Origin of the sequence: Niallia sp. Man26 (assembly GCF_022049065.2) — a bacterium.
Classification (GTDB): domain Bacteria; phylum Bacillota; class Bacilli; order Bacillales; family Cytobacillaceae; genus Niallia.
In genome coordinates, this window is sequence record NZ_CP095743.1 from 1,838,278 (window position 1) to 1,862,334 (window position 24,057).

The window sequence follows — 24,057 nt, forward strand, 5'->3', positions numbered from 1 at the left end:
ATTTTCATTTTTGTTTTTTAAAATGGTATGGGAGGATCTATTTTGTATAACTCCATTCTAGTCATTATCAGTATTATTTTAATTTATATGGCCAGCTACACTTCTTTTGATTTATTTCAGCTTGTTAAAGCCTCTGAAAAGAACAGCCGCTTTTTATTTTTAGCTAGCACCTTCTCTCTTGGCTTTGGGTTTTGGGTAATGAGTTTTGTTGCATTAATGGCCGATAATATATACGCAACTTCGAGCTACGATATTCCCATTGCGACATTATCCATGCTGATCGGAATTTGCTTTGCCGGAATGGCGTTTTATTCTATGCTGGATAAGGAGAATAATAAGCATCGGATATATGTAAGCAGCTTGTTTTTCAGTTTTTCCATGCTGGCAGTATTCATATTAGGGCTTTATTCAATCGGTAATTCGGTGCAAGCTGAGAATATGCCTGCTCTATTTTTCAGCTTTCTGTTGCTGTTCAGCGGTTTTTCCTTTTCCGTGAAGCTGTCTTTTTATCCTGCTAAAAAGACAAGAATAGCTAAAGGCATCGTTAGACCGTTATGCAGCTTCATCATTACAGGTGTATGTTTTTTAAGTCATTTCATTCTTTTGCACAGCATGACACCGATTGAATATGAACCGAGCCACTATGATGACAGCTTTATTGTTTATGTCGTTTTATTCATTACTATATTAATCTTGGGCGGCCTTATTGGGACTAGTACATTGATAAGGGAGAAGCTTGCTGTCAATGATATAAATGTTCGCGATATGCAGTATGCGCTGGATGAGTCCTCGATTGTCGCCTTTACAGACAAAAATGGGATGATTACATATGTGAATGATAAATTTGTGGAAATATCGAAATACAGCCGTTCTGAATTAATTGGCCAAAATCACCGCATAATTAATTCCGGCTATCATTCGTCAGAGTTTTTTAAACAATTGTGGAAGACTATCAGTTCAGGGAATATATGGAAAGGTGAAATCCGCAATAAAGCAAAGGATGGTAGCTTCTACTGGGTGGATACGGTTATTGTTCCTTTCGTTAACAAAAAAGGAGAACCATATCAGTATGTTTCCATAAGAAGAGACATTACAGATCAGAAGCAAGACCAAATAAAGATGCAGGAAATGGTGCAAGAGGTGAGCGATATAAAGTTTGCCCTCGACCAGTCAAGCATTATTGCGTTTACAGATAAGCAAGGAGTCATCACCAATGTAAATGATAAGTTTTGCCGGATTTCAGGTTATTCGGAAGAAGAGTTAATCGGTCAGACACATCGAATCGTTAATTCCGGCTATCATTCGGCCGCCTTTTTTCAAGAATTATGGCATTCTATTGCCAACGGAGAGGTGTGGAAGGGAGAGATTCGCAACAAAGCGAAGAACGGATCGTACTATTGGGTAGATACCACTATTATTCCTTTCTTGGACAGTCAGAACAAACCATATAAATATTTAGCCATTAGAAATGATATAACGGAAAGAAAACGAACAGAAGAAATACTGCACAGACAGGACAAACTAGCGGCAGTTGGTCAGCTTGCTGCAGGTATAGCCCATGAAATTCGCAATCCGCTCACCTCTATAAAAGGATATACAGAATTCTTGAGTATGGATGAAACAGAAACAGACAGGCAGGAATTGTTTTCCATTGTATTAGAAGAGATTGAACGGGTTAATTCCATTGTCGAAGAGTTTATGCTATTGTCCAAGCCGACTTCTGCCAGCCTGGAGAAGAAGGAAATCATACCAATCATCGCAAATGTTCTTTCCATATTAGACTACCAGTTAAGAAAGAGCAAAGTGCAAGTAGACTTTACTTTTGATGACAGTGAGGCTCGTCTAGAATGTGATGAAAACAAGCTAAAGCAAGTCTTTCTTAATTTTATTAAAAATGCAGTAGAAGCAATGCCGAGTGGAGGCAGCTTAAAAATAGCAGTGAAAACTACTGCCAAGAGTATTGATGTGCTGCTTCAAGATACGGGGATTGGGATGGACAAGGACCAGCTTCAAAAACTGGGAGAGCCGTTTTTCACTACAAAAAAAGAAGGAACAGGGTTAGGATTATTGGTGAGTTTTAAGATTATTGAGAACTTTAAAGGGAAAGTATATATAGAAAGTGAAAAAAACAAAGGAACATCTTTCCATATAACTTTTCCGAAAGCAGGAAATGATTTAGGTTAAAAGACTTAGTTATTTCCAATATAGTCCTAAAATACTAAGAGCAAGGATATAACAATACGTACTATTCTGACAATTAGACTTTTAACTGTTAAAGGTTTGTCATATTAGTAACGGAATTGCTATCTCCTTGTTCTTTTTATTTGCGCTTTTCATGTTAAGATAATACCCGTTAGCTTGTTTAAGCTAGTTAGGAGGTAAAGATAAATGAAAAAACTATTATCATTTATTGCATGCGCAACAATTGCCACTTCCATAGGGACAGAAGCGAAGGCGGCAGAAGTCACTGTAAAAAAAGGAGACACACTTTGGAGCATTTCCCAAGACTATAATGTTTCCACAGGTGACATTAAAGATTGGAATGACCTTGATTCTGACATAATTAAAGTTAACGATACATTAGATCTCCAAGTGGAGAAAAAATATAAAGTCAAATCTGGCGACACTCTTTGGAGCATCGCAAGGGAAAATGACAATTCAGTAGAGGATTTAATGGAGTGGAATGATCTATCTTCAGAAAAAATCTATGCTGGTGAAAAAATAATCGTCGATAACGGAATCGACAAAAAAGATTCCGGTAAGAAGGAAAAAACAAAAGAGTCAGCTGCAAAAACAGTTAATAAGGATGATTCAGGAAATGCCGAGACATTGACTGTTTCTGCAACTGCCTACACAGCAGATTGTAAAGGCTGCTCTGGTGTTACTGCGACAGGGATTGATTTGAATGAAAATCCAAATCAAAAGGTCATCGCAGTTGATCCGAAAGTTATTCCGCTAGGCTCTACCGTTTATGTGGAAGGTTACGGTAAGGCTATTGCTGGAGATACAGGCGGAGCTATTAAAGGGAATAAAATAGACTTGTTTATGTCTTCAGAGAAGCAAGCACTGAAATGGGGAAGACAGCAAGTCGAGGTTAAAATCATTGATTAATCATGTCAGAGATGGAAGGATAGCATTTTGCTATCCTTTTTTTTGCTTTCTTATTTATTTTCCTTATCATTCGCCTTCACAAAAAATTGGTGTACAGGCATAACAAGTGATTTCATATTGTCCTCTAGCTTAGTTGCTAGAAATTGAATTCTTTCAAAAACGATGCCTTTAAGCTGATCCATTTGTCTTGTTAGTTTACCGACTTTCGCATCTGTATCTTCCATTTTCTCTAGGATTGTTTGCTGGAAAACCTCTTGAAGGTCTAATTTTTCTTCGATTTTTTGCTGCGTTTCTTCATTCGCACTTATTTTTGCTGTTAAGGAGTCAGAGCTCTGCTTAAATGTTTCTAATGTTTTAGTAAGTGTATGAAGCGCAGTTTCTTGGATGGTGAACTGATCGAGTATGGCTGTATGAACGAGCTGCTCTTCAATGAGCTTTTGTTCGGTGTCTGCAGCCAATCTTTCTGTTTGCTGGGTGGTCTGGAGAATCGTTTTTATGTCATCTTGGTTTCGTTTTGCTTCTTCAAGAATATCTTTAGACAAAGCTTCCTGCACAAAAAGTAATTCCTCCAAATGCTGTATTTTTTCTCCTTGCGCATTGCTGTTTCTATTTCCTTGAAGTAAAAGCTCCTCTAATTGCAATGCAAGCTGCTCGTTTTTTATCTGCTGGTTTGCTAAAACAGATTGCAGATAGTTATGATGATATACCGATTGGCACGTATCTGCGGTTATATTTGTCTCTGGCAAATACACAGATGTATTTCGATTATCATATTCAGGCAATTTACTTCCTCCTTTTTTATCTATTCCTTACAGCTTATGTGCTTCTTTGCAAAAAGGTTGCTATTGCTAAACAGCATTCTATCCGAGATAAAATTTAACATTTCTCGAGATTGTCCGATAAAAATATGTATTAATATTTTTGGAGGTTACTTATGTCATTAAAAAACAAAATGATTGGCATTACGAGCTTAATCATTATTGTGCTCATAGCAGCATCAAGTCTTGTGCAATTTGTGGAAACAAATCGCATGAAAAAGGATACAAAGGCAGTAATGGAAGAATTGGATGCCAACTCAACAAAAGATGTGGAAGAAAAGCTAACAGAATTATCAACGCAAATTTCACAGCATGTAGTAGTTTTAGAGGAGCAGTTAGACCAAGCAATGGCAAATGCTGCTTATACGCTTCAACAAATAGATGCGCAAAAAAATATCTCTAATCAAGATTTAAAGGAGATAGCAGAACAAACAGGGATGAATGATTTCTTAATTACGGATGAAAAAGGGGTTTTTACTCATTCAACAGATAAAGCATCCATTGGCTTTGATTTGCTTGCCATAGATCCAACCGTTAAGGGACTTCTGTCAGGTGAACTTAAAATCATGGAAGGTCCGCTGACAATAAAAAAAGAAAGTGGTGAGATCTTTAAATTTACCTCTATTCCAAGACTAGATGGAAAGGGGATAGTAGAGGTCGGTCAAAATGCCGAAGTTTTTGAAGAGTCTCTTTCTAAATTTATTCAAGATGGAAACGGTGTTCAGTCACTGTACTTAATTAGCAGCAGTGGTATTGTTTTGACGGAAACCTTGAGAGAAGGACAAGAGCAAGTGTTTGAAAAGGGTTCAACGATTAAGGATGAAACAATTCAATCAGTTATAGATTCAAAAAAACCGGCCTTATCCATAAAAGATGGAAAAGCTGAAACATATTATCCAGTTATCGTTAATGATGAAGCGAGATATGTGCTAATGGCGCAAGTGGATACAGCCTCTTATTTTGAGAATGCAAATATCGCAAGTGCGGCTTTGACGGATGTTCAAGACAGCTTGACAAAAACGAATATGACTTCCCTTATTTTGTCACTAATCCTGTCAATTGGCTTGATTGCCGCATTGGTTTATATTATTAGAAAAAGCTTACAGCCATTGGATCATATTAGATTGCATGCTCAAAAAATAGCAGAAGGCGACCTGCAAAGTGATGATGTGATTACGAACTCTAAGGACGAAATTGGCGAACTTGCCGCTTCCTTTCGTGTAATGACCGACAACCTTAGGGAGGTTATCCAAAAGGTGAGAATCAGCTCAGAACAAGTCGCAGCCTCAGCTGAAGAGCTGACAGCAGGCACAGAAGAAATGAATGCCGCATCAGAGCATATTTCAACAACTGTCCATGAAGTGAGTGCAGCAATGGATAACCAAGTTGTTGAATTGACAAAAACAGATCAGTCTGTAGCTAATATGCTTAATTATGTACAGAAAATTTCAGTCAGCTCTGATGGAGTTGCAAAACGGTCTGTGGATGCATCTGCAAAGGCAGCAGACGGAAACAAAGCAATTGATACTGTTGAAGCCCAGATGGATACGATTAACACTAGTGTTAGAGAGACATCAAAGGTTATTAAAGAGCTTGGCAGCTATTCAAGTGAAATTGGAGAGATATCGAAAGTTATTACTGGCATTGCTGACCAAACGAATCTTCTTGCCTTAAATGCAGCGATTGAAGCAGCAAGAGCTGGCGAACAGGGTAAAGGCTTTGCGGTTGTGGCAGAAGAAGTCCGCCAATTGGCAGAGCAATCCTCTGAATCAGCAGGCAAGATAAGTAATCTTATCGGCAGAATCCAAACAGAAACAATAAAAGCAGTTGAATCGATGAATAATGCGACTGCAGAGGTGGATGGCGGTATTAAAGTAGTCCATCAAACAGGAGAAATATTTGGTGAAATAAAATCTGCGGTAGATGAAGTCAGTGGTCAAATTACGCATGTTTCTCATTCTGTTAAAGAATTGAACAATGGCATGGAACAAATGGTTCTAGCAATCAATCTTGTCAAACAAATGGCAGAGCAAACAGATCAAGGAACACAGAATGTTTCGGCAGCTACAGAAGAACAAATTGCATCCATGCAGGAAATTTCTGCATCTGCACTCTCTTTAAGTAAAATGGCGGAAGAATTAATGACATTAATTAGCAGATTTAAGCTGTAAATAACAACAAAGCCCTCGAGCGTACTCGAGGGCTTTGTTTAGGAAATAATCAGATTTTTCGTAAGAAAATGAGAGAAAAGAGGGAGATATAAGATTTATTTTCACTAAAAAAACTTATGTAAATAATAAATAAGCATTTTGTTAACTGGAAATTAATAAAAGAATGGAGAAGGCATTTTTAATTAGCAATAGAAGGAAAAAAGAAGGGGAGAGCAAAGTTGATAAGAAGAGCAAATTATTTGCCCCTCTTGTTTTGCTCGTTTTACATGAATGGAGGGATGCCTTTACTAAATTCAGAGATAATAGTAGTGATGGACTGTATGTCTTGATCATCTATGTTAAATGCCGTCTTCACCTTGTTCTCAAGCTCCTTGCTGACATTTCTTTTACCTACTTCCACAAGTGCAATTAACGCAAAGCTGCAATTGACAACCTTAGCAAAGTCTCTCTGTGTCATCTCATAGTTTTTTCGAATAAATTTAATAATTTCTTTGTTCATTTCGTTCACCTCGGTTTTACAAGCAAATACATCTGAACCTGGACATAAATATCCCCAGATTCTAAACATTTCTTCTCAACTATCTATATATCGGATAGATTGCTACATTCATAATAAAAAAACTAAAGAAATTATTCAACAGGTATTTCGCATCTGTAAATAAAATATCTTCATTTTGGTCTTATCTTAAAGAAAAATTAATAATAATTGTGTAAATTTATTCTAATCATGTATAATTTACTTGGTTGAAAATTACAGTTAAATAGTAAAAACAGACAGAGGGTGTAAATTTGCTAGTTTTGTATTTCATTTCCGCTTATCTACTCGGAAATCTTTTATTTGGTGTCATCATTGGGAGAATTCTTTCAGGGACAGATATACGTTCAGAAGGCAGCCAAAATGCTGGGGCAAGGAATGCTGGCAGGCTGTATGGTAAAAAAGCTTTTGTACTTACGTTTTTAGGAGATGCCTTAAAAGGTGCGGCTGTTATTATAACAGGAAGATTACTTGGTTGCTCGACTGCAGTGTTGCTTGCCGGCTTGCTGTTTGTTTGTATCGGGCATATTAAGCCGCTTGTTTTTCGGTTTAAAGGCGGAAAAGGAATCTCCACATTAATCGGCGGACTAATCGCGATTCATTGGCTGTTTGTCCCGATCATCATTGTCAGCTTCTTTGTTTTTTATCTTCTATACCGAGGTTTTACTGTACCAGGTTTGCTGAGTTTAACTGTTTGTGCCTTCGCTTTTTTCTTAATGGAAAAGGACGTTTGGTCAGGCTGCCTTGCTCTGCTGCTGGTAGCTGTGATTATACTCGCCCATCGTGTCAGCTGGAGGGAGTTTCTAGTTAGAAAAACTAAATAATAAGCTTATATTTCTTGGAGAGGGGTATTTTAATGGCGAAAAAAACTTCCTATTTATTCAAAATTGCTTCACATCCACAGGAATTCGAACAGATTTTTCGGTTAAATCATGAAACCTTTGCTGAGGAAATTCCCCAGCATGACAGAAATGAGCAAGGAGTGCTAATTGATTCTTTTCATGACCAAAATACATATATCATTGCCTTAAAGGATCATCAAGTAATTGGCATGATTTCTCTGGCAGATAAGCGGCCTTTTTCCTTAGATAAAAAGCTGGGAGATATTGGTTTTTACTTGTCTGACATAGTGAATGTAAATAAGCTTTGCGAAATCAGGCTGCTCTCTATTAGGAAGGAGTACCGGAAAACAAAGGTTTTCGTTGGCTTATTGCGCATGCTTCACCATGTCTTTATCGAGAAAGGCTACGATGGAGCTGTTATTAGCGGCATTCTCCGTGAGGAAAAACTGTATAAGCATATCGGGTTTATTCCGTTTGCCCATCAAGTTGGCAGTCATGGAGCAATCTATCAGCCTATGTATCTGTTAAAGGATAGAATTTTGCTTTCAGAAAAAGTATTGCCGGCAACGGTTTCTTTTTTGCCAGGCCCTGTTTTAGTAACAGACAATGTCCTTGATGCGTTTTGTCGCCAAGGTTTCTCCCATCGTGACAACTTATTTATGGAGATGATGGAACGAGTGCAGACAAGGCTGACAGATCTTACGAAAGCTAAATATGTTCAAGTAATGCTCGGAACAGGAACGCTCGCAAACGACGCTGTCGCCGCCCAGCTGTCTCTATTAAACGGTAAAGGGCTAATCTTAAGCAACGGAGAATTTGGAGAGCGTTTGGCGCAAAGGGCAGCAAGATTCCAGCTTCATTGCCAAGTTTTAAAGAAAGAGTGGGGCGAGCCGTTCTCAGAGGAGGAATTGAGAACAGCACTCAATGGAGGAGTGGAATGGATATGGTATGTTCATTGTGAAACCTCTACGGGCACTGTCATTCCGATTGAACATATAACCAAGTTAATAGGTGACAAGCCGATTAAACAGGCAGTAGACTGTATCAGCACGATAGGAGCACTGCCAGTCAGCCTTAAAAATGTATATTTAGCAACAGCTGTGAGTGGAAAAGGAATTGAATCAGTCTCAGGATTAGCTCTCGTATTTCATAATCATGCTGTTAAGCCGAATGAACAGCTTCCACCGTATTTAGATTTAGGACTGTACCATTCCCATAACAGTGTCCCATATACCCATTCTTCCCCATTGCTTGCTGCATTAGAGCAAGCGCTCACAAAAGATTTTACAAAAAAGTTTAGCGATGTTGCCGACTGGTTTGCATACACATATAAAAGACTGACAGATGCTAAGTTTTATGTGTTGCCGGCAGCAAATTTGCACTGTTCCCCAATCCTGACAGTATGTCTTGATCCCGCTCTTTCCTCTGTTATGATTGGTGATTGGATGAAAAAGCAAGGTTTTCATCTCCATTATCAAAGCAGCTACTTGCAAGAGAGAAACTGGATTCAAATATCAATGTTAGCAAATGTGTCAATTGAAAATACCGAGGCAATGCTGCAAATATTTTTTAGCATTTGTTCTTATCTGCAACAATTACTAGACGACAACAGAGAAGCGCTGGCAAACTGATTTTTTACAATATATTAGCAGGTTAAATAGTTGTGCAATTTAGCTAATTCTAAATATTTTTATTATATAAATTCAACAATGACATTTTTTATGGAGAAAGATAATATTTTTTAATAACAAATGATGTTATATTTATTAACATGAGGGCGGTTATAAGCCCTCTTTCTTTAAATAGTTAGAGTTGTTTCTATCCCAGAATAGCCACCCATTTAGGAGGTTAACATGATGTCTTCAGATGAGTATGCTGTTATACACGCTGTTGCAGCTAGTTGCTCTGGCGGTTTTTTAACGACAATCATTGATGTAACAGGTTCTGCATACCGCAGAGAAGGAACGATGATGTTCTTTTCAGAGGATAACTGGGAAATGGGTTTGTTGAGCGGCGGCTGCGTCGAGCAAGATATTTTAGCAAGAATGGAAATCGAGGAGCATGATAGAAGATCATCCTTTTCCCTTATATATGATTTGCGTTCAGAGGATGATTTATCTTGGGGACAGGGCGCAGGATGCGACGGCAGCATAACTGTATTGATGGAATATGTGAGCAGTGAGCTTAAGAATAATCTCACCTTGGTGAGGCAATGGCTCGAAAATGGCGATACAGTAGAGCATATTAAGGTGCTTGATGATGATTTAAACGTCATTTCAAGTGTGTTTATCAGTGAAACAGGAGAGAATGCTGGCAATTTTGACACTCATTTTGTGCACTCTGTTCCAGTGAATAAGCTGTATGCTGACGAAAAGACAGGCAGATATTATTTTCGCCAAACCTTCTTACCACAGCCAAGATTGATTATATATGGTGCAGGAGCTGATGCACGGCCAGTTTGTGAAATAGCCAAACAGGCAGGTTTCCAAGTAATTGTTGCTGATTGGCGCCAAAGCTATTGCACAAAAGAGCATTTCCCCCATGCTGACCTGCTTGTTAATGGCAATCCTTTGTCTGTGCTGGAGGAAGTTCATGTTAGAAGCAGCGATTTTATTGTTATCATGACACATAACTTTACGAAGGATAAAGAGCTGATGAACTATTTACTTCGTGGAGAGTATGCTTTTGTCGGTATGCTCGGCTCGAAAAAACGAGCAGATCGGCTGTTGGGCAATAAAGGCAAACCAGACTGGTTTTATTCTCCTGTGGGCCTGAGCATAAATGCAGACGGTCCTGAACAAATAGCAATCAGCATTGCAGCACAATTAATTGCAGTCAAAAACAGCAATACGGAAAGCTCGAAAGTGGTGAAAAGTTGAAGGTAATTTACCTCGCTGCTGGGCAAAGCAAAAGGATGGGCTGTAAAAAAATGGCACTTCACTTTGGAGGAGAAGCGCTGGGAATGAGGGCGTTAAAAACAATCCTTCATAATCCAAAAACCTATGTGTATGTTGTCGTGCATCCACAAGATAACTTAGATTGGATTTCTGCAGATGTGCAGCAACAGCTATCAGCTGGAAGAGGGGAATTAGTTGTCTCTGAAAAAGCCCATTTAGGGCAATCCTGCTCCTTAATTGCAGGCGTAAAAAAAGCAGAAGAGCATAAGGTAGACAAAGTGCTGATTTGCTTGGCAGATCAGCCTTTCATCCCTAAATCTATGCTGCAAACCTTGCTGTGCCAGTCATTGGAGAAAGACGAAAAATATATTGCTTGCTTAAATAACGGAGTCATTAAACCGCCAGTAGTGTTATCCTCTTTATTGTTTGATCGAATTTATGAATTGACTGGAGACACAGGAGCAAGAACTATTCTAAAAGACTCAAGTTTAAAAGGGAAGTTGCTTGAATTTATTGATGATGACTTTTTCGCAGATATCGATACAATGGCTGACTATCGAAATTATTGCCGTGTTTTAGAAGATAGGGGGGCAGATGATGAAAAGTTCACTACAAAATGATGATACAGCTGTTGATGCACCTGCGGGCTTAGGAGAGGTTTTTTCATTAAGACAGGAAGGTTCTATGTTTATTGCCGGAGGCACTCTTTTACAATTGAACTGGGAAGCTGGTCAGCAAAAACCACATCATTTGATCAGCTCCCACCGGTTAGAAAGCTTACAAGGTATAGAAGAAGAAGCAAATTTTTTGCGAATCGGTGCATCAGCTTTATTGTCTGATTGTATCCTCGACTCAAATATTCAGAAAAGAGCGAAAATTTTAGCGGAGGCCTGTACAAAAATTGCTGCACCTGCTGTTCGGAACAGGGGTACATTAGGCGGAAATATTTGCAGCAGAGTAGGAGATTCTATCCCTGCTTTACTTGTTTTAGATGCACAGCTGCATTTTTTTAATGGCGTTTCAACGTATGTTGTTCCATTATCACAATGGATTAAAGCTGGTCCGCTAACAGAGCCTGATTTGCTGGTTTCGGTAAATATCCCGCTATCCACCGAAAGCCGGAGCATATCCTTTTTTCAGAAGATAGGACGCAGAGAAAGCTTCACTGCTGCCATTATTTCTTCAGCAGGCAGGATAGAGATGGAAAATGGCGTCATTACAGATGCAAAAATGGCCATCGGCGGCGGTGCTCACCAGCCGCAAAGACTGTCAGACGCGGAAAGCTATGTACTGCAGAAAAGCTTAAAAACGATGGAGTGGCAAGTGTTACGCTCTATGATTGAACATGGCTTCCATTCTTATTCTGACCCTTTTGTTACAGACAGCTACAGAAGAAAAGCGGCTGCCAATATTATTGTTGCCAATCTTTATAACCTGCTAAATTCGGAGTATGTAAAGGAGGATGAAGGATGCGATTGACTAGAGCAGGCTCTCGAAACAGGTGGAAGGCAAGAAGAGATGGGATTCAAAAAGTAACGGGTGAATTGAAGTATCTTTCGGATATGTCCTTCCCGAACATGCTTTATGGAACTGTGCTCCGCAGTGAATATGCCTTTGCAAAAATAAACAGTATTGATACTTCAGAAGCTGAAAAACTTCCAGGTGTTAGTGCGGTTCTGACATCAAAAGATATTCCTGGCTTAAATGGCTTTGGCATTGTTATTCAAGACCAGCCTGTTTTTTGTGAGGATACAGTCAGATATGTGGGAGATGCCATTGCTGCAGTTGCTGCAGAAACACAGGAAATTGCCGAAAAGGCGGCAGCGCTTATTAAGGTCGAATACACTCCTTTGCAGCCCATTACAGATCCGGAAGTCAGCCTGTTAGCAAAAACGCCTAAGCTCCATGAAAATGGCAATCTTCTGCATAATGCCTTTTACAAACAAGGAGCTGATGTAGAAGAAGCGTTTGCAAACTGTGCTTGTATCGTGGAAGAGGTCTACTATACACCAAGGCAAATGCATGCATATATGGAAACAGAAGGTGGAGTTGCTGTTCCTCATGAAGATGGCTTAACGTTATATGCTCCAACCCAGCATGGCTTTAAAGATCAGCTGCAGCTATCCAGAATACTAAATATGCCAGAGAGCGATATAAGAGTCATTTCAAGTCCGATTGGCGGATCTTTTGGCGGAAAAGATGAATTAAATATCCAGCCCTTTATTTGTTTGCTTGCAAGAGCAACTGGAAAACCAGTTAAAATCCATCAATCGAGAAGAACGTCTGTTAAAGCAGGCCTAAAAAGACATCCGATGAAAATAACCATGAAAACTGGCGCAGATAAGGATGGCAACCTGCTTGCACATAAGGTGAGGATATTGGCTGATACAGGTGCATATGCCACATTGGGACCTGCTGTACTTGACTTTGCTGTTGAGCATAGTACCGGACCTTATAGGATAAAGCATGTTGAGGTAGAAGGCTATTCTGTGTACACAAATAACGGTGTTGCTGGAGAATTTAGAGGTTTTGGCGGTAATCAAGTCACCTTTGCACTAGAAAGCCAAATCGAAAAGCTGGCTGAGATGTTAAACATAAGCAGCACAGCACTGCGCCGTAAGAACTTGCGGAAAACAGCAGATCCTGGGCCAGTGAATCAGCAAATCGTTCCAACCGCCGGAGCGGAGCAAGTATTAGATGAAATACTGAAATCACCGATTCTTCAAGACAAACCTCCTAACAATGAAAGTCAGCCATTTATTTTAAAAGGGAAAGGCTACAGCATAACCATGCATGGTGGAGGGCTTGGTTATGGCCGCTCCGATCCTTCAGGAGCTAGATTGTCCTTAAATGAAAAAGGTAAATTAGAGATTTCGTTTGGTTTTGAAGAATGTGGTCAAGGTCTGCTGTCAACGATTGAAATGATTATGACAGAGTCTTTTGCTTGTTCTGCAGATGATGTTGAAATAACAATCGGCGATACTGCAAAAGTACCTCACTCCGGTTCTTCGACTGCCTCTAGGGCTACAAATATGGTTTGGACCGGTATCAACAAAATGAAAGGTTCGTGGTGTGATAAGGTTTATTCTTTTGTTTCCCAACAGTCAGGAGTGCCCCTTGAAGTCTTAAAGACGGGACATGGAGGGATTTGGGAATATCAAGAAAATGGTAACTCAGCCCTCGTTATGACTTATAAAGAAGTAGCAGACAAAATTTCCGAGCTCCCAGTTGTTACGGCAAGCTATCACTTTCCGACAACTCCAGAAAGCATCGATGGCGGACATTTTTTATATTCCTTTGCTGGAGCAGCTGCAGAAGTAGAAATAGATGCACTGACAGGAAGAGTATATGTCAGTAAACTCGATCATGCCATTGCTGCCGGACCTGTCGTCAACCCGATGGGCTACTTAGGGCAGATTGAAGGTGGCGGGAGTATGGCACTCGGCTTTACATTGATGGAAGATGCCGTTATGGATAATGGCAAGTATATGACGGAAAACTTTGATTCTTACTTAATTCCAACCATTCTGGATATCCCCAAATCCACGAATGTGTCAGCTATCGAAGAGTTAGAGGACGGCGACGAGTATGGACCGCGCGGCGTTGGGGAAATTGGGACAGTAGCAGTAGCTCCTGCTATTGTTGCTGCCATTCATGATGCTACAGGCCACTGGGTTAACAAGCTGCCTATCTGTCCAGAAGAGATTATGGAGTTTGCCTTTACAAAAATCAGCAAAGAAAATCAAAACGGATGGTTAGGAGGGGACAAAGGATGAAGGAGCAGCTGCAAGCTGGAAAGACAATCCGCTTTAATGTGAATGGCAGCTCAGTAGATTTATCTGTCCCTGCCACTTATAGATTAGTAGATATCCTTCGCAAGGAATTAAACCTGACAGGCACAAAAATATCTTGTGAAGTCGGCAGATGCGGAGCATGTTCCGTTATCTTGAACGGAAAGCTTGTCAATTCCTGTTTAGTCATGGCCTACCAGCTGGAAGATGCAGTGGTGCAGACAATTGAGAGTGTTAGTGCAGATGCATTACATCCGATCCAGGAAGCCTTTTTGCAAGGAGGCGCCTTGCAATGCGGATATTGCACACCAGGGATGATTATGGCACTAAAAAGCTTATTGGAACGTGAAAGCCAGCCGACGAAAGAAGAAGTTCTGCAAGGACTTTCAGGGAACTTGTGCAGATGCACAGGATACGAAGGGATTTTACGGGCGGTGGACATCTTGGCAAATAAAGCAGAGTAACTAGCATAGTAAGGAAGGGTCGATGAAATGTATACAATAGCAGCAATAAATGCGATGTCAAAAAATGAGTTTATTGAAAAAATAGGCTGGGTTTTTGAACACAGTCCGTGGGTCGCAGACAGAACTTGGGAAAGACAGTCAACTTTTGAGTCCCTGCAAACATTGCACCACGAAATGGTCAAGGTCGTTAGAGAAGCGGCAAGAGAAGAGCAGCTAGATTTAATTCGGGCCCATCCTGATTTAGGAGGAAAAATAAAGATGACACAGTCCTCGGTGAATGAACAAAAGGGGGCAGGACTAGATACGTTATCGAAAGTGGAATATGAAAGCTTTCTCCAATTAAATAACGAATATCGCACTAAATTTCATTTCCCATTCATTCTGGCAGTGAAAGGACATACGAAGGATTCTATTTACGAGGCGATGAAAGGGCGTATCCATCATACAATGGAGGAAGAGTTCGAAACAGCATTATCTGAAATATTCACTATCACTTTTTTTAGACTGGAAGGAGTCGTCCAAAAAGTGCTCGAAGCATAATTGATAGAAAGGAGATTGTGAAATGAAGACAGGAATAACGACACATGTATTGGACCTGGTAAAGGGAGTGCCAGCAAGTAATATCCTTGTAGAACTGTGGAAATACAGCGGAGCGAATCAATCTGAGCTCATATCCAGCGGTTATACAAACGATGATGGCAGAGTTGAAACGCCGCTTTTGACGGAGCTTGTGCATGGAGAATATGAACTAGTTTTTTATGTAGAGGATTATTTTAAAAACGGAGAGATGCAAAACTTTTTTTTTCGAAGAATACCGATACGGTTTTTAGTGGCTGAAGGAGAGTCCCATTACCATGTGCCACTTCTTTTATCGGCATGGGGTTATCAGACATACCGAGGCAGTTAACGGTTTTTAATAAAGGAGGCAAGCGAATGGGTCAATATGATGTCGTCATAAAGGGTGGAATGATCGTATTAGAGACAGGTGAGATTCAAGCGGATATTGCCATTAAGGATGGTAAAATCGCAAATATCGCCACTGATATTGATATCGACAACGATGCTCAAATAATTTCCGCTTCTGGTTTGCATGTGTTTCCAGGTCTGATAGACACACATGTTCATTTCAATGAACCAGGACGAACAGAGTGGGAGGGGTTTGCAACAGGCAGTAAAAGCTTGGCAGCAGGAGGAGTGACGACATTTTTTGATATGCCATTAAACAGTCATCCACCTACTGTCAATAAATATGGATTCGAAGCAAAGGACATGTTGGCAAACGAAAAATCATTAGTTGATTATAAACTTTGGGGCGGACTTGTTCCGCAAAATCTTAGCGAGCTAGAAGAGCTGCATGCTTGCGGTGTCATTGGCTTTAAGGCATTTATGTCAAACAGCGGCATTGAAGATTTCGAAGCAGCAGATGACAAGACCTTATTTGCTGGTATGAAAAAGATAGCAGCCCTTGACAGTATTCTTGCTGTTCATGCTGAAAGTGATGTTATTACAGAAGAGCTAAGCAAGGTGCTCGGAGCAGAGGATGGCGGGGCATTTTCTGCATCAAGACCAATCTATTCTGAATTAGAAGCAGTAAATCGCATTCTTTCTTATGCTGAAGCTACAAATTGCAAAGTTCATATTGTACATATTAGCAGCAGTGAGGTGCTGCAGCCGATATTAGCTGCCAGAAGAAAAGGGATTAACGTATCTGTTGAGACATGCCCTCATTATTTATCATTGACTGTCGATGATTTGAATCAGCTAGGCGCTGTTGCCAAATGTGCGCCGCCATTACGAAATAACCAAGAAATAGAGGGGCTGTGGAAGGCGATTGAGGAAGGAGCAATTGATATAATCGGCTCCGACCATTCCCCATCTTTAGTGGAGATGAAGCAAGGAAGTCTTAAAGAGGCATGGGGAGGCATTTCTGGCTGTCAGTCGACATTGTCTATTCTGCTGGAGGAAGGTTATTGGAAACGAGGTATACCGCTCTCCGTGATTGCGAGGATAACAAGCACCAACCCTGCAAAGCGGTTTGGATTATATCCTAATAAAGGGAATATAACAGTTGGCAGTGCTGCAGACCTTTGTTTAGTTAATATAAGTGAGAAATATACATTAACAAAAGAAGATCTTTATTATCGAAATACTCAAAGTCCTTATATTGGAAAAACATTTCGTGGAAAGGTGAAGCAGACAATGCTAAGAGGAAGAACTGTTTTTCAAGATAAGTGAATGGTTAAGAAACACTTTTGAAGACTTCTATTTGATTGATTTGAAAGCAACTAAACTAATTAAATCGCTATCCTCCAAAGAGTGCCGATAAGCACTCTTTTTTATTTTTCTTCTAATCGGAAAAACCGAACTATATTTATATAACTTTATAAAATGTTCGTTATTTTTATAAAAAAACCTTGAAATTGATAGGTGAAGTACGTTATTATGCTCAATAAAGGAACGAACAATAGAGGGGGTTGTTTATATGTTCGGTGCAATAAATTCCAAACATACGAAAAAGATAATGCTTCTAGGAGCAGGAGAGTTAGGAAAAGAAGTGATTATTGAGGCACAGAGACTAGGAATTAACACGATTGCTGTTGACCGCTATGCAAATGCACCAGCAACGCAGGTAGCACATAAATCGTATGTGGTCGATATGCTTGATGGCCAAGCACTTAAAGAAATCATTATCAGAGAAAGGCCTGATTTCATTGTGCCTGAGATTGAAGCCATTGCAACTGAAATGCTCGTTGAATTAGAAGGAGAAGGCTTTAATATTATTCCGACTGCAAATGCTGTCCATTTGACGATGGACCGGGAAGGAATTAGACGACTTGCAAGTGAGAAACTGAATTTGCCTACAGCGAAGTATGAATGTGCAGACAGTTTAGCAGAATTGCAGAATGCCGTTGTTACTATCGGTGTACCGTGTGTAATTAAGCCAATAATGAGTTCTTCTGGTAAAGGGCAAAGCATCTGCCGCAGTCTTGATGATGTAAAGAAATCATGGGAAGAAGCGGTAGGGGGAGGCAGAGGGAAAAAAACACGAGTAATTGTAGAGGAATTCATCTCCTTTAATTCAGAAATAACATTGTTAACGGTCCGCTCTATCAGTGGCACGCACTTTTGTCCGCCGATTGGTCATATCCAAAAGGATGGGGATTATATCGAGTCATGGCAGCCTCATCAGATGACCGCCGAACAGCTTGAACAGTCAGAGCAAATTGCCGCACAAATAACAGACGCTTTAGGAGGCTACGGACTTTTTGGTGTAGAGCTTTTCCTAACAGATAATGGTGTGTATTTCAGTGAAGTGTCGCCAAGACCTCATGACACTGGAATGGTAACATTAGCAACACAGGATTTATCAGAATTTGCCTTGCACATCCGTGCTGTATTGGGCTTGCCTATACCGCAAATCAGGCTGAACTCGCCTGGTGCAAGTAAGACTTTAAAGGCATCACGAGAAAGTGCGGATTATGAAATCCATGGCGTTCAAGAAGCATTAGCATCTAAAGACAGCCAGATCCGAATTTTTGGAAAACCGAATGCAGTTGTCGGCAGACGCTTAGCTGTTCTTTTGCAAAGAGGAGAAACAGCAGAAGCAGCACTTGCTGATGCAAGAGAGGCTCACGCTAAGCTGTCGATTACTTATGGGAAGTCCGAACAATAGATTTTATTTAAGCCCAGAAAAACTAGACTAAGAAGCAAGGGAGACTGTTATGAAAACAAAAAATCGCTGGTTAATTGCCCTTTCAGCAGTTGGCATTCATATTTCTATTGGCTCTGTTTATGCGTGGAGTGTTTTTACAAAACCATTGGAAGAAACGTACAATTGGAGTTTAACAAGCATTTCCTGGACATTCAGTATCGCTATATTATTTTTAGGTCTCTCTGCAGCCTTTTTAGGACATTTCGTGGAGAAATTCGGTCCCCGTGCTGCTGGAACACTCTGCGCCACTCTATTTGGATTAGGAATGGCAGGGTCAGGGTTTGCGGTAAGTATTGAATCCTTGCCTCTTTTGTATATCACTTATGGAGTATTTGGCGGAATTGGTCTTGGAGTAGGCTATATTACGCCAGTATCAACATTGGTGAAATGGTTCCCTGATAAACGAGGGCTGGCAACAGGGCTGGCTATAATGGGGTTCGGCTTTGCTTCCATGATCAGCAGTCCGATTATGAATAAGTTGATTAGCTCTGTTGGTATACCTTCTACATTTTATATTTTGGCAATCATCTATTTTATAATAATACTAGCTTCAGCTCAATATTTGGCTCCGCCTCCAAAAGGCTATGTACCTGCTGGCTACAAGAAGGCATTGGAGACAGGGGCTGCTGCTCCGAAAGCTGATTTAGCTCAATCGACAGCCAATGAAGCAATAAAAACAAAAAGATTCTGGGCTTTATGGACAATGCTTTTCATTAATATTACGTGTGGAATTGCCATATTGGCTGTTGCATCTCCAATGGGACAAGAGCTTGCTGGAATGTCCGTTACAGGAGCCGCCGTATTAGTCGGTATTATGGGTGTATTTAACGGATTAGGAAGAATTGCATGGGCATCTGTTTCCGATTATATTGGTCGTCCTAATGTATACACATTGTTTTTTGCGATTCAAATTGCTGCCTTTTTTGTATTGCCTCATTTACAAGACGCTATTACTTTCTCTATAATAGTATGTATCATAATGTCTTGTTACGGGGGAGGATTTGCATCGATCCCTGCGTATATTGGAGATATGTTCGGAACGAAACAGCTTGGTGCCATTCATGGCTATATACTGACAGCGTGGTCTGCAGCAGGGATTGCTGGTCCTAGGTTTGTCTCATGGATCAGAGACACGACAGGAAGCTATCAGGAGACGTTGATTGTCTTTTCCTGTATGTTCATCGTTTCACTGACAATTTCCTTATTAATCCGTTTGGATATTAAAAAGATTAAGTTGATGAATAAAGAAATTAGTAGAGGCAACAGCATTTAATAGGTTGGGGGTAAACCCCTGACCTTTTTTTGAGTTTTCCTCTTATGATTGGAGATTAGCAATATGGAAAACTTTAATAATCAGTTTATCATTTCCTTCATTATAATTGCCCTAGGCTATTGTTTGAAGAAGTGGCAGATCCTCAAGGAAAAAGACGGGGAAGCGATGGCACGCCTTATTTTTAATGTTACGTTGCCAAGTTTAATCATCGTAACATTTCATCGTATAACAATCGATTCCTCCCTGATGATGCTGATGGTCCTAGGCTTTGTATATGGTATCATTGTCGCAATATTAGGCTTGTTTTTATTCAGGAAGGAAGAGCGGAGAGATAAAGGGATGCTTGGCATGCTGATCCCTGGGTTTAACATAGGCTTGTTTGCTTATCCTTTAGTTCAAGGTATCTGGGGAGAAGCAGGATTAAAGTATTTCGGCATGTTCGATATTGGTAATGCTATTATTACATTTGGAGTCAGTTATTTAATTGGAAGCTATTATGCAAAGGAAGGCGTTGTGCTGAACTTCAAGCATGTTGCCGGCAAAATGGGCAAATCAATCCCGTTAATGACATATGTGGTCATATTTATCATTAATATTACCGGCTTGCCACTGCCGACTGCTGTTATAGACATCAGTTCTGTCATCTCTCAGGCTAATATGCCTCTGTCTTTACTGCTTCTAGGAATCTATTTGAATTTTTCATTTGAAAAAAGCCACTGGAAGGGCATTGGAAGGGTATTGGGGTTGCGCTATGGTGTCGGTTTACTTGTTGGAACATTAGGGTTCTTCCTTCTGCCAGTCGATGATATGTTCCGCTATACAGTCCTGATTGGACTTATTCTGCCGATGGCCTCCTCTGTATTACCTTACAGTGTAGAGTTTAAGTATAATCAGAGATTTGTCGGCACAGCAGCAAACCTGTCTATCCTTATCAGCTTTGTCTTGTTATGGGTAATAGGAAATATGATTGTGTAAACAAACAAGGCTATTCCTTTTGCAGGATAGCCTTGTTTTTATTTTGTAATAAAGTTTTCCGTATAATACGGCTGTGATTTTTCATTGAAAGCAACACCGACACCTAGGTAAGTAAAGCCTTCCTGCAGAATATTCTCCCGATGTCCTAAAGAGTTCATTAAACCTTCATGTGCAAAAATACTGCTGTATTGCCCGTAAGCAAGATTTTCACCAGCCATTGTATACTTAATGCCGTCAGAGAGCATCCGGTCAAATGGGGACTCACCATCGAGGTTTGTATGGTCGAAATAGTTGTTTTTCGCCATATCCTCACTGTGCTTCCTTGCGGTTACCTTTACATTATCTTCCCATGTCAATACGCCAAGACCGTTGTTAACCCTGCTGGCGTTCGTTAAATCAAACAGCTGGAATTCAAAGCCCTCTTCCAGTTGGGCGCTTCCGTCTGTATAGAAATCACTTCTGTCCTCTTCAAGCTCAGTTGTCACAATCTGCATTGCCGTTACTGTATTGTTTTCATGCTTATCAAAAAATACGGTGACATAACTGCCGTCCATCTCAAAAACTTCATAATCTCTGTCTTCTGGAAATTTATAACGGACAAAGCCTTTTGTCAGTTCATCGAGGGGATTTCCTAACGTCTTCAAGACACTGTCTTTACTGCTGCCTTTTTTCACTCCGTTTGTAGAGGAAATCAAATCTTGATTTGTATACAGCGCTGCTACCTTTTTATTGGAATCAAATCCTACCATAACAAAATTTTGATAGTTTTCGTGGTACGTATTCCATGATATGCCGTACTCATTCATAGATGTACGCTGCGGTTTACCTAATTCCTGCTCAACTGCTTCCTCCGAATCACCCATTTGAATATTATAAATGGAAAAGGTCTGATGAGCTGGTGTCTCTAATTCCGGTTTTTCTGCCTGCTTCGTCTGTTCCGTTTCCGCACCAGTATCCCAGTCTGGAAGGATATCTTGTGTATCTTGGAAAATCTGTTTACTTTGCTCAATAAATTTTTCAATAAAATTAGCAGCTTCCTGCTCGTTCACTTCGGCTTTTGCATAATCAATCGCATTCGGTATCGTTTCCGTGCCAAATTTATGCTGTATATATTGCACTCCGACGTAGACAATTAAAATGAGCAACGCCAGTTTTATAAGCCTTCTCAAAATTAAATCCCTCCATTTCCTCTCCATGATTGCCTGAATCAGGAAAAAACATAAGCAAATGATAAATTTTTGCTAGAAATTAACGAATATAGACAGACGTTTGAAGGGAATATATAGTTTCAAGTATACCATCTTCCAATAAGTGAAACATCTTTTGAGTAAGAGGAAAAACTTGCTAATCTATTGGCGAAAGACAGTATTACAGGCTGTAATGTTCATGTAATTTGGGCGTAATGGGCTAATTGATAAAAACATGCTATAATGAGCATGTAAAACAACAGCATGGATATAGTTTCCAAGCTATAAAGTGCTACATACTTGTAATGCAGCAATTGTAATAACTAGAGAAATAGTCGTTTAAGAATTGTTTCAAGGGGGCATTACTAAGCATGATTAGGCACTAAAGGAGGCTACAAAATGCAATTAATTAGAGCCGATATAGACCAGCTTCTGCAAGACACGCTGGATCTGGCTAGCTGTGTCAGTGAATGGAACATCAAAACTATTGAGATTGATGATCTGCTCGAAGATACGAAAAACTGGAATTAAACTTATCTAATAAAGTCTAAATCACTTTTGAAAAGACGATCTTTCTTTTCCGAACTGATTTAGATTTTTTTTGTGACTAAAATTATTTTTTTAATTTATAAAATATTTTGAAAAATAGCAGGTTTTTTTCTTCGGTTGGCGAAACAATAGAGTATCTAAATATAAAGGAGCTGGCAATATGGAAAAAATGGATTTACAAGCAATTGAAACGAAGACAAAGGAAAATTTAGAACAATCCTTTGCTATTTTAGAACAATATTTACAGTTAGAAACAGTATCTGCGCAAAACAAGTTCATTCCAGAAACAGTGGAGTATATTTCTGGTGTGATAAAGGATTTCGGCGGTGACGTTCAGGTGCTAGATGATCTTGGTGGAAACCCAGTTGTTTATGGATTTTTCCCAGCAGGAGAGAAGGGGGATTCGACTAGTACGCTTCTTTATTATAACCATTATGATGTGCAGCCTGCCGATCCTCTTGATGAATGGGTGACTGAACCGTTTGTACCTACCGTGCGCGACGGAAAACTGTTTGCAAGGGGAGTTTCTGATAATAAAGGGGACACAATCGCGAGACTTACAGCCATTAAAGTGCTACAGGAAACAGAAGGCGGTCTTCCCTGTAATATTAAGTTCCTTATTGAAGGAGAAGAAGAGATAGGAAGCCCTAACTTGACTCCTTATTTAGAAAAGTATGCTGAATTGTTTCAAGCTGATGCCTGTATTTGGGAATTTGGCGGAAAGGATGAACAAGAGCGGATCAGCATGGTAGCAGGCATTAAAGGGATGGCTTATATGGAGCTAACAGCAGTAGGTGCTGACATCGATATGCACTCCTCGGTAGGAGCGTATGTCGACAATGCAGCGTGGAGACTTGTTCATGCCTTAGCCTCTATGCGCAATGAACACAATGAAATTATTGTCGAAGGTTTTTATGATGGAATAACACCACCAACTCCTGCAGAGGAGGAGGTCGTTCAGTCATTGCCGTTCAATGAAGAAGCAGTTCAGGAGCTGTATGGGTTAAAAAGGCCTTTAATAACAGAGGCTTTAGGAAAGGACCCTCGTTATGCAATGGTTTTTGAACCGACAATGACAATTTGCGGGATCGAAAGCGGCTATACAGGGGAAGGAGCAAAAACAGTTCTGCCAAAAAGCGCAAAAATGAAGCTGGATTGCCGCCTTGTGCCTGGTCAAGATCCGAACCATATTTTTGAATGTGTTGTGAATCATTTGAAAAAGCATGGTTTCGATGATGTGTCTGTAAAGTTGATTAACGGTCAGAAAGCGTACCGCTCGGATTTCAGTCATCCGTTTATCAGTCATGTACAGCAGTCAGCTAAAGAGGTTTACAATAGTGATGTTGTGCTCGCACCAAACTCGGCAGGAACAGGACCGATGTTTGATTTTGGCAGAATTTTGAATTTGCCGATTGTCAGCACAGGAGTTGGCTGGGTCGGCAGCAAGGCTCACGCACCGAATGAGAGCATCCGCACATCAGATTATGAACAAGGAATTGTTTATATGGCCCATATGCTTAAAGGTTTTCCGGCAGCACTAAAGCAAGAGAAAATAGAACTGTAAGCAAATATTTTTTGGAAAGAAATATAGCGCCAGTCCATTTTGTGGCGCGTATTTCTTTTTATTTGTGCTATAACAATAAGATGGTTAAGCAAAAAAAGTTTTTAAAAAAATATATATTCCTCTTTTCCTCCAGAAAAGTTACGTTATAATAGATAGAAATAATAATTT

General features: G+C 40.0%; 21 protein-coding genes. 18 read left to right on the forward strand and 3 right to left on the reverse strand.

Going from position 1 to position 24,057, the window contains the following annotated elements:
• The first annotated feature begins 42 nt into the window (after positions 1-42).
• Both L8T27_RS09345 and L8T27_RS09350 read left to right on the forward strand, forming a co-directional pair.
• Positions 43-2,184, forward strand: a complete 2,142-nt coding sequence (locus tag L8T27_RS09345; RefSeq protein ID WP_237941369.1) for a PAS domain S-box protein — start codon at positions 43-45, stop codon at positions 2,182-2,184.
• Positions 2,185-2,388: 204 nt separating this feature from the next.
• Positions 2,389-3,111, forward strand: coding sequence for a LysM peptidoglycan-binding and 3D domain-containing protein (locus L8T27_RS09350; RefSeq protein ID WP_233313949.1), 723 nt, complete (start codon positions 2,389-2,391; stop codon positions 3,109-3,111).
• A 50-nt stretch (positions 3,112-3,161) separates the two neighbouring features.
• Here the strand turns inward: L8T27_RS09350 and L8T27_RS09355 are convergent, their stop codons facing one another.
• Complete coding sequence (locus L8T27_RS09355) at positions 3,162-3,893, reverse strand: hypothetical protein (protein WP_233313948.1); 732 nt, start codon at positions 3,891-3,893, stop codon at positions 3,162-3,164.
• 152 nt (positions 3,894-4,045) lie between these two features.
• On the opposite strand from L8T27_RS09355, the gene L8T27_RS09360 reads away from it, so the two are divergent.
• Positions 4,046-6,100, forward strand: a complete 2,055-nt coding sequence (locus L8T27_RS09360; protein ID WP_237941370.1) for a methyl-accepting chemotaxis protein — start codon at positions 4,046-4,048, stop codon at positions 6,098-6,100.
• Positions 6,101-6,362: 262 nt separating this feature from the next.
• Here the strand turns inward: L8T27_RS09360 and L8T27_RS09365 are convergent, their stop codons facing one another.
• Positions 6,363-6,599: a helix-turn-helix transcriptional regulator gene (locus L8T27_RS09365; protein ID WP_233313946.1), complete on the reverse strand. Its 237-nt coding sequence runs from the start codon at positions 6,597-6,599 to the stop codon at positions 6,363-6,365.
• A gap of 290 nt (positions 6,600-6,889) precedes the next feature.
• On the opposite strand from L8T27_RS09365, the gene L8T27_RS09370 reads away from it, so the two are divergent.
• The 13 genes from L8T27_RS09370 (at position 6,890) to L8T27_RS09430 (ending at position 20,589) form a co-directional block, all read left to right on the forward strand.
• The gene (locus L8T27_RS09370; protein WP_237941371.1) at positions 6,890-7,459 is read left to right on the forward strand and encodes a glycerol-3-phosphate acyltransferase; all 570 of its coding nucleotides are present in this window, start codon (positions 6,890-6,892) and stop codon (positions 7,457-7,459) included.
• Positions 7,460-7,491: 32 nt separating this feature from the next.
• The gene (locus tag L8T27_RS09375) at positions 7,492-9,108 is read left to right on the forward strand and encodes an aminotransferase class V-fold PLP-dependent enzyme (RefSeq protein WP_237941372.1); all 1,617 of its coding nucleotides are present in this window, start codon (positions 7,492-7,494) and stop codon (positions 9,106-9,108) included.
• A gap of 222 nt (positions 9,109-9,330) precedes the next feature.
• A complete protein-coding gene (locus L8T27_RS09380) occupies positions 9,331-10,356 on the forward strand; it encodes an XdhC family protein (protein WP_237941373.1) in 1,026 nt (341 codons plus the stop codon).
• Positions 10,353-10,994, forward strand: a complete 642-nt coding sequence (locus tag L8T27_RS09385) for an NTP transferase domain-containing protein (protein ID WP_237941374.1) — start codon at positions 10,353-10,355, stop codon at positions 10,992-10,994. The genes L8T27_RS09380 and L8T27_RS09385 overlap by 4 nt, the downstream gene beginning before the upstream one ends.
• Positions 10,969-11,853 carry an FAD binding domain-containing protein gene (locus L8T27_RS09390; protein WP_237941375.1) on the forward strand — a complete coding sequence of 295 codons (885 nt, stop codon included), beginning with the start codon at positions 10,969-10,971 and terminating at the stop codon, positions 11,851-11,853. Before L8T27_RS09385 ends, L8T27_RS09390 begins: the two co-directional genes overlap by 26 nt.
• Entirely contained in the window at positions 11,844-14,150 is a 2,307-nt protein-coding gene (pucD, locus tag L8T27_RS09395; protein WP_237941376.1) for a xanthine dehydrogenase subunit D, read from the forward strand. Before L8T27_RS09390 ends, pucD begins: the two co-directional genes overlap by 10 nt.
• The gene (locus tag L8T27_RS09400; protein ID WP_237941377.1) at positions 14,147-14,629 is read left to right on the forward strand and encodes a (2Fe-2S)-binding protein; all 483 of its coding nucleotides are present in this window, start codon (positions 14,147-14,149) and stop codon (positions 14,627-14,629) included. Before pucD ends, L8T27_RS09400 begins: the two co-directional genes overlap by 4 nt.
• 27 nt (positions 14,630-14,656) lie before the next feature.
• Entirely contained in the window at positions 14,657-15,169 is a 513-nt protein-coding gene (gene uraD, locus L8T27_RS09405) for a 2-oxo-4-hydroxy-4-carboxy-5-ureidoimidazoline decarboxylase (protein ID WP_233313938.1), read from the forward strand.
• 22 nt (positions 15,170-15,191) lie between these two features.
• Positions 15,192-15,536, forward strand: a complete 345-nt coding sequence (uraH, locus tag L8T27_RS09410) for a hydroxyisourate hydrolase (RefSeq protein WP_237941378.1) — start codon at positions 15,192-15,194, stop codon at positions 15,534-15,536.
• Between the two features lie 26 nt (positions 15,537-15,562).
• The gene (locus tag L8T27_RS09415) at positions 15,563-16,864 is read left to right on the forward strand and encodes an allantoinase (protein ID WP_237941379.1); all 1,302 of its coding nucleotides are present in this window, start codon (positions 15,563-15,565) and stop codon (positions 16,862-16,864) included.
• Between the two features lie 247 nt (positions 16,865-17,111).
• Positions 17,112-18,302 (forward strand): formate-dependent phosphoribosylglycinamide formyltransferase, encoded by a 1,191-nt coding sequence (purT, locus tag L8T27_RS09420; protein ID WP_237941380.1) that lies wholly within the window; start codon positions 17,112-17,114, stop codon positions 18,300-18,302.
• A 49-nt stretch (positions 18,303-18,351) separates the two neighbouring features.
• The gene (locus L8T27_RS09425) at positions 18,352-19,614 is read left to right on the forward strand and encodes an L-lactate MFS transporter (RefSeq protein ID WP_237941381.1); all 1,263 of its coding nucleotides are present in this window, start codon (positions 18,352-18,354) and stop codon (positions 19,612-19,614) included.
• 63 nt (positions 19,615-19,677) lie between these two features.
• Positions 19,678-20,589 (forward strand): AEC family transporter, encoded by a 912-nt coding sequence (locus L8T27_RS09430; RefSeq protein ID WP_237941382.1) that lies wholly within the window; start codon positions 19,678-19,680, stop codon positions 20,587-20,589.
• Positions 20,590-20,627: 38 nt separating this feature from the next.
• On the opposite strand, the gene L8T27_RS09435 is transcribed toward L8T27_RS09430, so the two are convergent.
• Positions 20,628-21,758: a CAP domain-containing protein gene (locus L8T27_RS09435; RefSeq protein ID WP_237941383.1), complete on the reverse strand. Its 1,131-nt coding sequence runs from the start codon at positions 21,756-21,758 to the stop codon at positions 20,628-20,630.
• A 417-nt stretch (positions 21,759-22,175) separates the two neighbouring features.
• Here L8T27_RS09435 and L8T27_RS28665 point away from each other — a divergent pair, with 417 nt between their 5' ends.
• Together L8T27_RS28665 and L8T27_RS09440 are read left to right on the forward strand one after the other, a co-directional pair.
• Positions 22,176-22,307, forward strand: a complete 132-nt coding sequence (locus L8T27_RS28665; protein ID WP_267913281.1) for a hypothetical protein — start codon at positions 22,176-22,178, stop codon at positions 22,305-22,307.
• 187 nt (positions 22,308-22,494) lie between these two features.
• The gene (locus tag L8T27_RS09440; protein WP_233314756.1) at positions 22,495-23,889 is read left to right on the forward strand and encodes a M20/M25/M40 family metallo-hydrolase; all 1,395 of its coding nucleotides are present in this window, start codon (positions 22,495-22,497) and stop codon (positions 23,887-23,889) included.
• Positions 23,890-24,057 lie beyond the last annotated feature (168 nt).

Bases quoted from the DNA above. Each gene is read 5' to 3' on its own strand.
- L8T27_RS09390 (WP_237941375.1), top strand. From the start codon at position 10,969: ATGATGAAAAGTTCACTACAAAATGATGATACAGCTGTTGATGCACCT.
- uraH (WP_237941378.1), top strand. From the start codon at position 15,192: ATGAAGACAGGAATAACGACACATGTATTGGACCTGGTAAAGGGAGTG.
- L8T27_RS09430 (WP_237941382.1), top strand. From the start codon at position 19,678: ATGGAAAACTTTAATAATCAGTTTATCATTTCCTTCATTATAATTGCC.
- L8T27_RS09375 (WP_237941372.1), top strand. From the start codon at position 7,492: ATGGCGAAAAAAACTTCCTATTTATTCAAAATTGCTTCACATCCACAG.
- purT (WP_237941380.1), top strand. From the start codon at position 17,112: ATGTTCGGTGCAATAAATTCCAAACATACGAAAAAGATAATGCTTCTA.
- pucD (WP_237941376.1), top strand. From the start codon at position 11,844: ATGCGATTGACTAGAGCAGGCTCTCGAAACAGGTGGAAGGCAAGAAGA.
- L8T27_RS09380 (WP_237941373.1), top strand. From the start codon at position 9,331: ATGATGTCTTCAGATGAGTATGCTGTTATACACGCTGTTGCAGCTAGT.
- uraD (WP_233313938.1), top strand. From the start codon at position 14,657: ATGTATACAATAGCAGCAATAAATGCGATGTCAAAAAATGAGTTTATT.
- L8T27_RS09365 (WP_233313946.1), bottom strand. From the start codon at position 6,599: ATGAACAAAGAAATTATTAAATTTATTCGAAAAAACTATGAGATGACA.
- L8T27_RS09400 (WP_237941377.1), top strand. From the start codon at position 14,147: ATGAAGGAGCAGCTGCAAGCTGGAAAGACAATCCGCTTTAATGTGAAT.
- L8T27_RS09425 (WP_237941381.1), top strand. From the start codon at position 18,352: ATGAAAACAAAAAATCGCTGGTTAATTGCCCTTTCAGCAGTTGGCATT.
- L8T27_RS28665 (WP_267913281.1), top strand. From the start codon at position 22,176: ATGCAATTAATTAGAGCCGATATAGACCAGCTTCTGCAAGACACGCTG.
- L8T27_RS09440 (WP_233314756.1), top strand. From the start codon at position 22,495: ATGGATTTACAAGCAATTGAAACGAAGACAAAGGAAAATTTAGAACAA.
- L8T27_RS09360 (WP_237941370.1), top strand. From the start codon at position 4,046: ATGTCATTAAAAAACAAAATGATTGGCATTACGAGCTTAATCATTATT.
- L8T27_RS09350 (WP_233313949.1), top strand. From the start codon at position 2,389: ATGAAAAAACTATTATCATTTATTGCATGCGCAACAATTGCCACTTCC.
- L8T27_RS09415 (WP_237941379.1), top strand. From the start codon at position 15,563: ATGGGTCAATATGATGTCGTCATAAAGGGTGGAATGATCGTATTAGAG.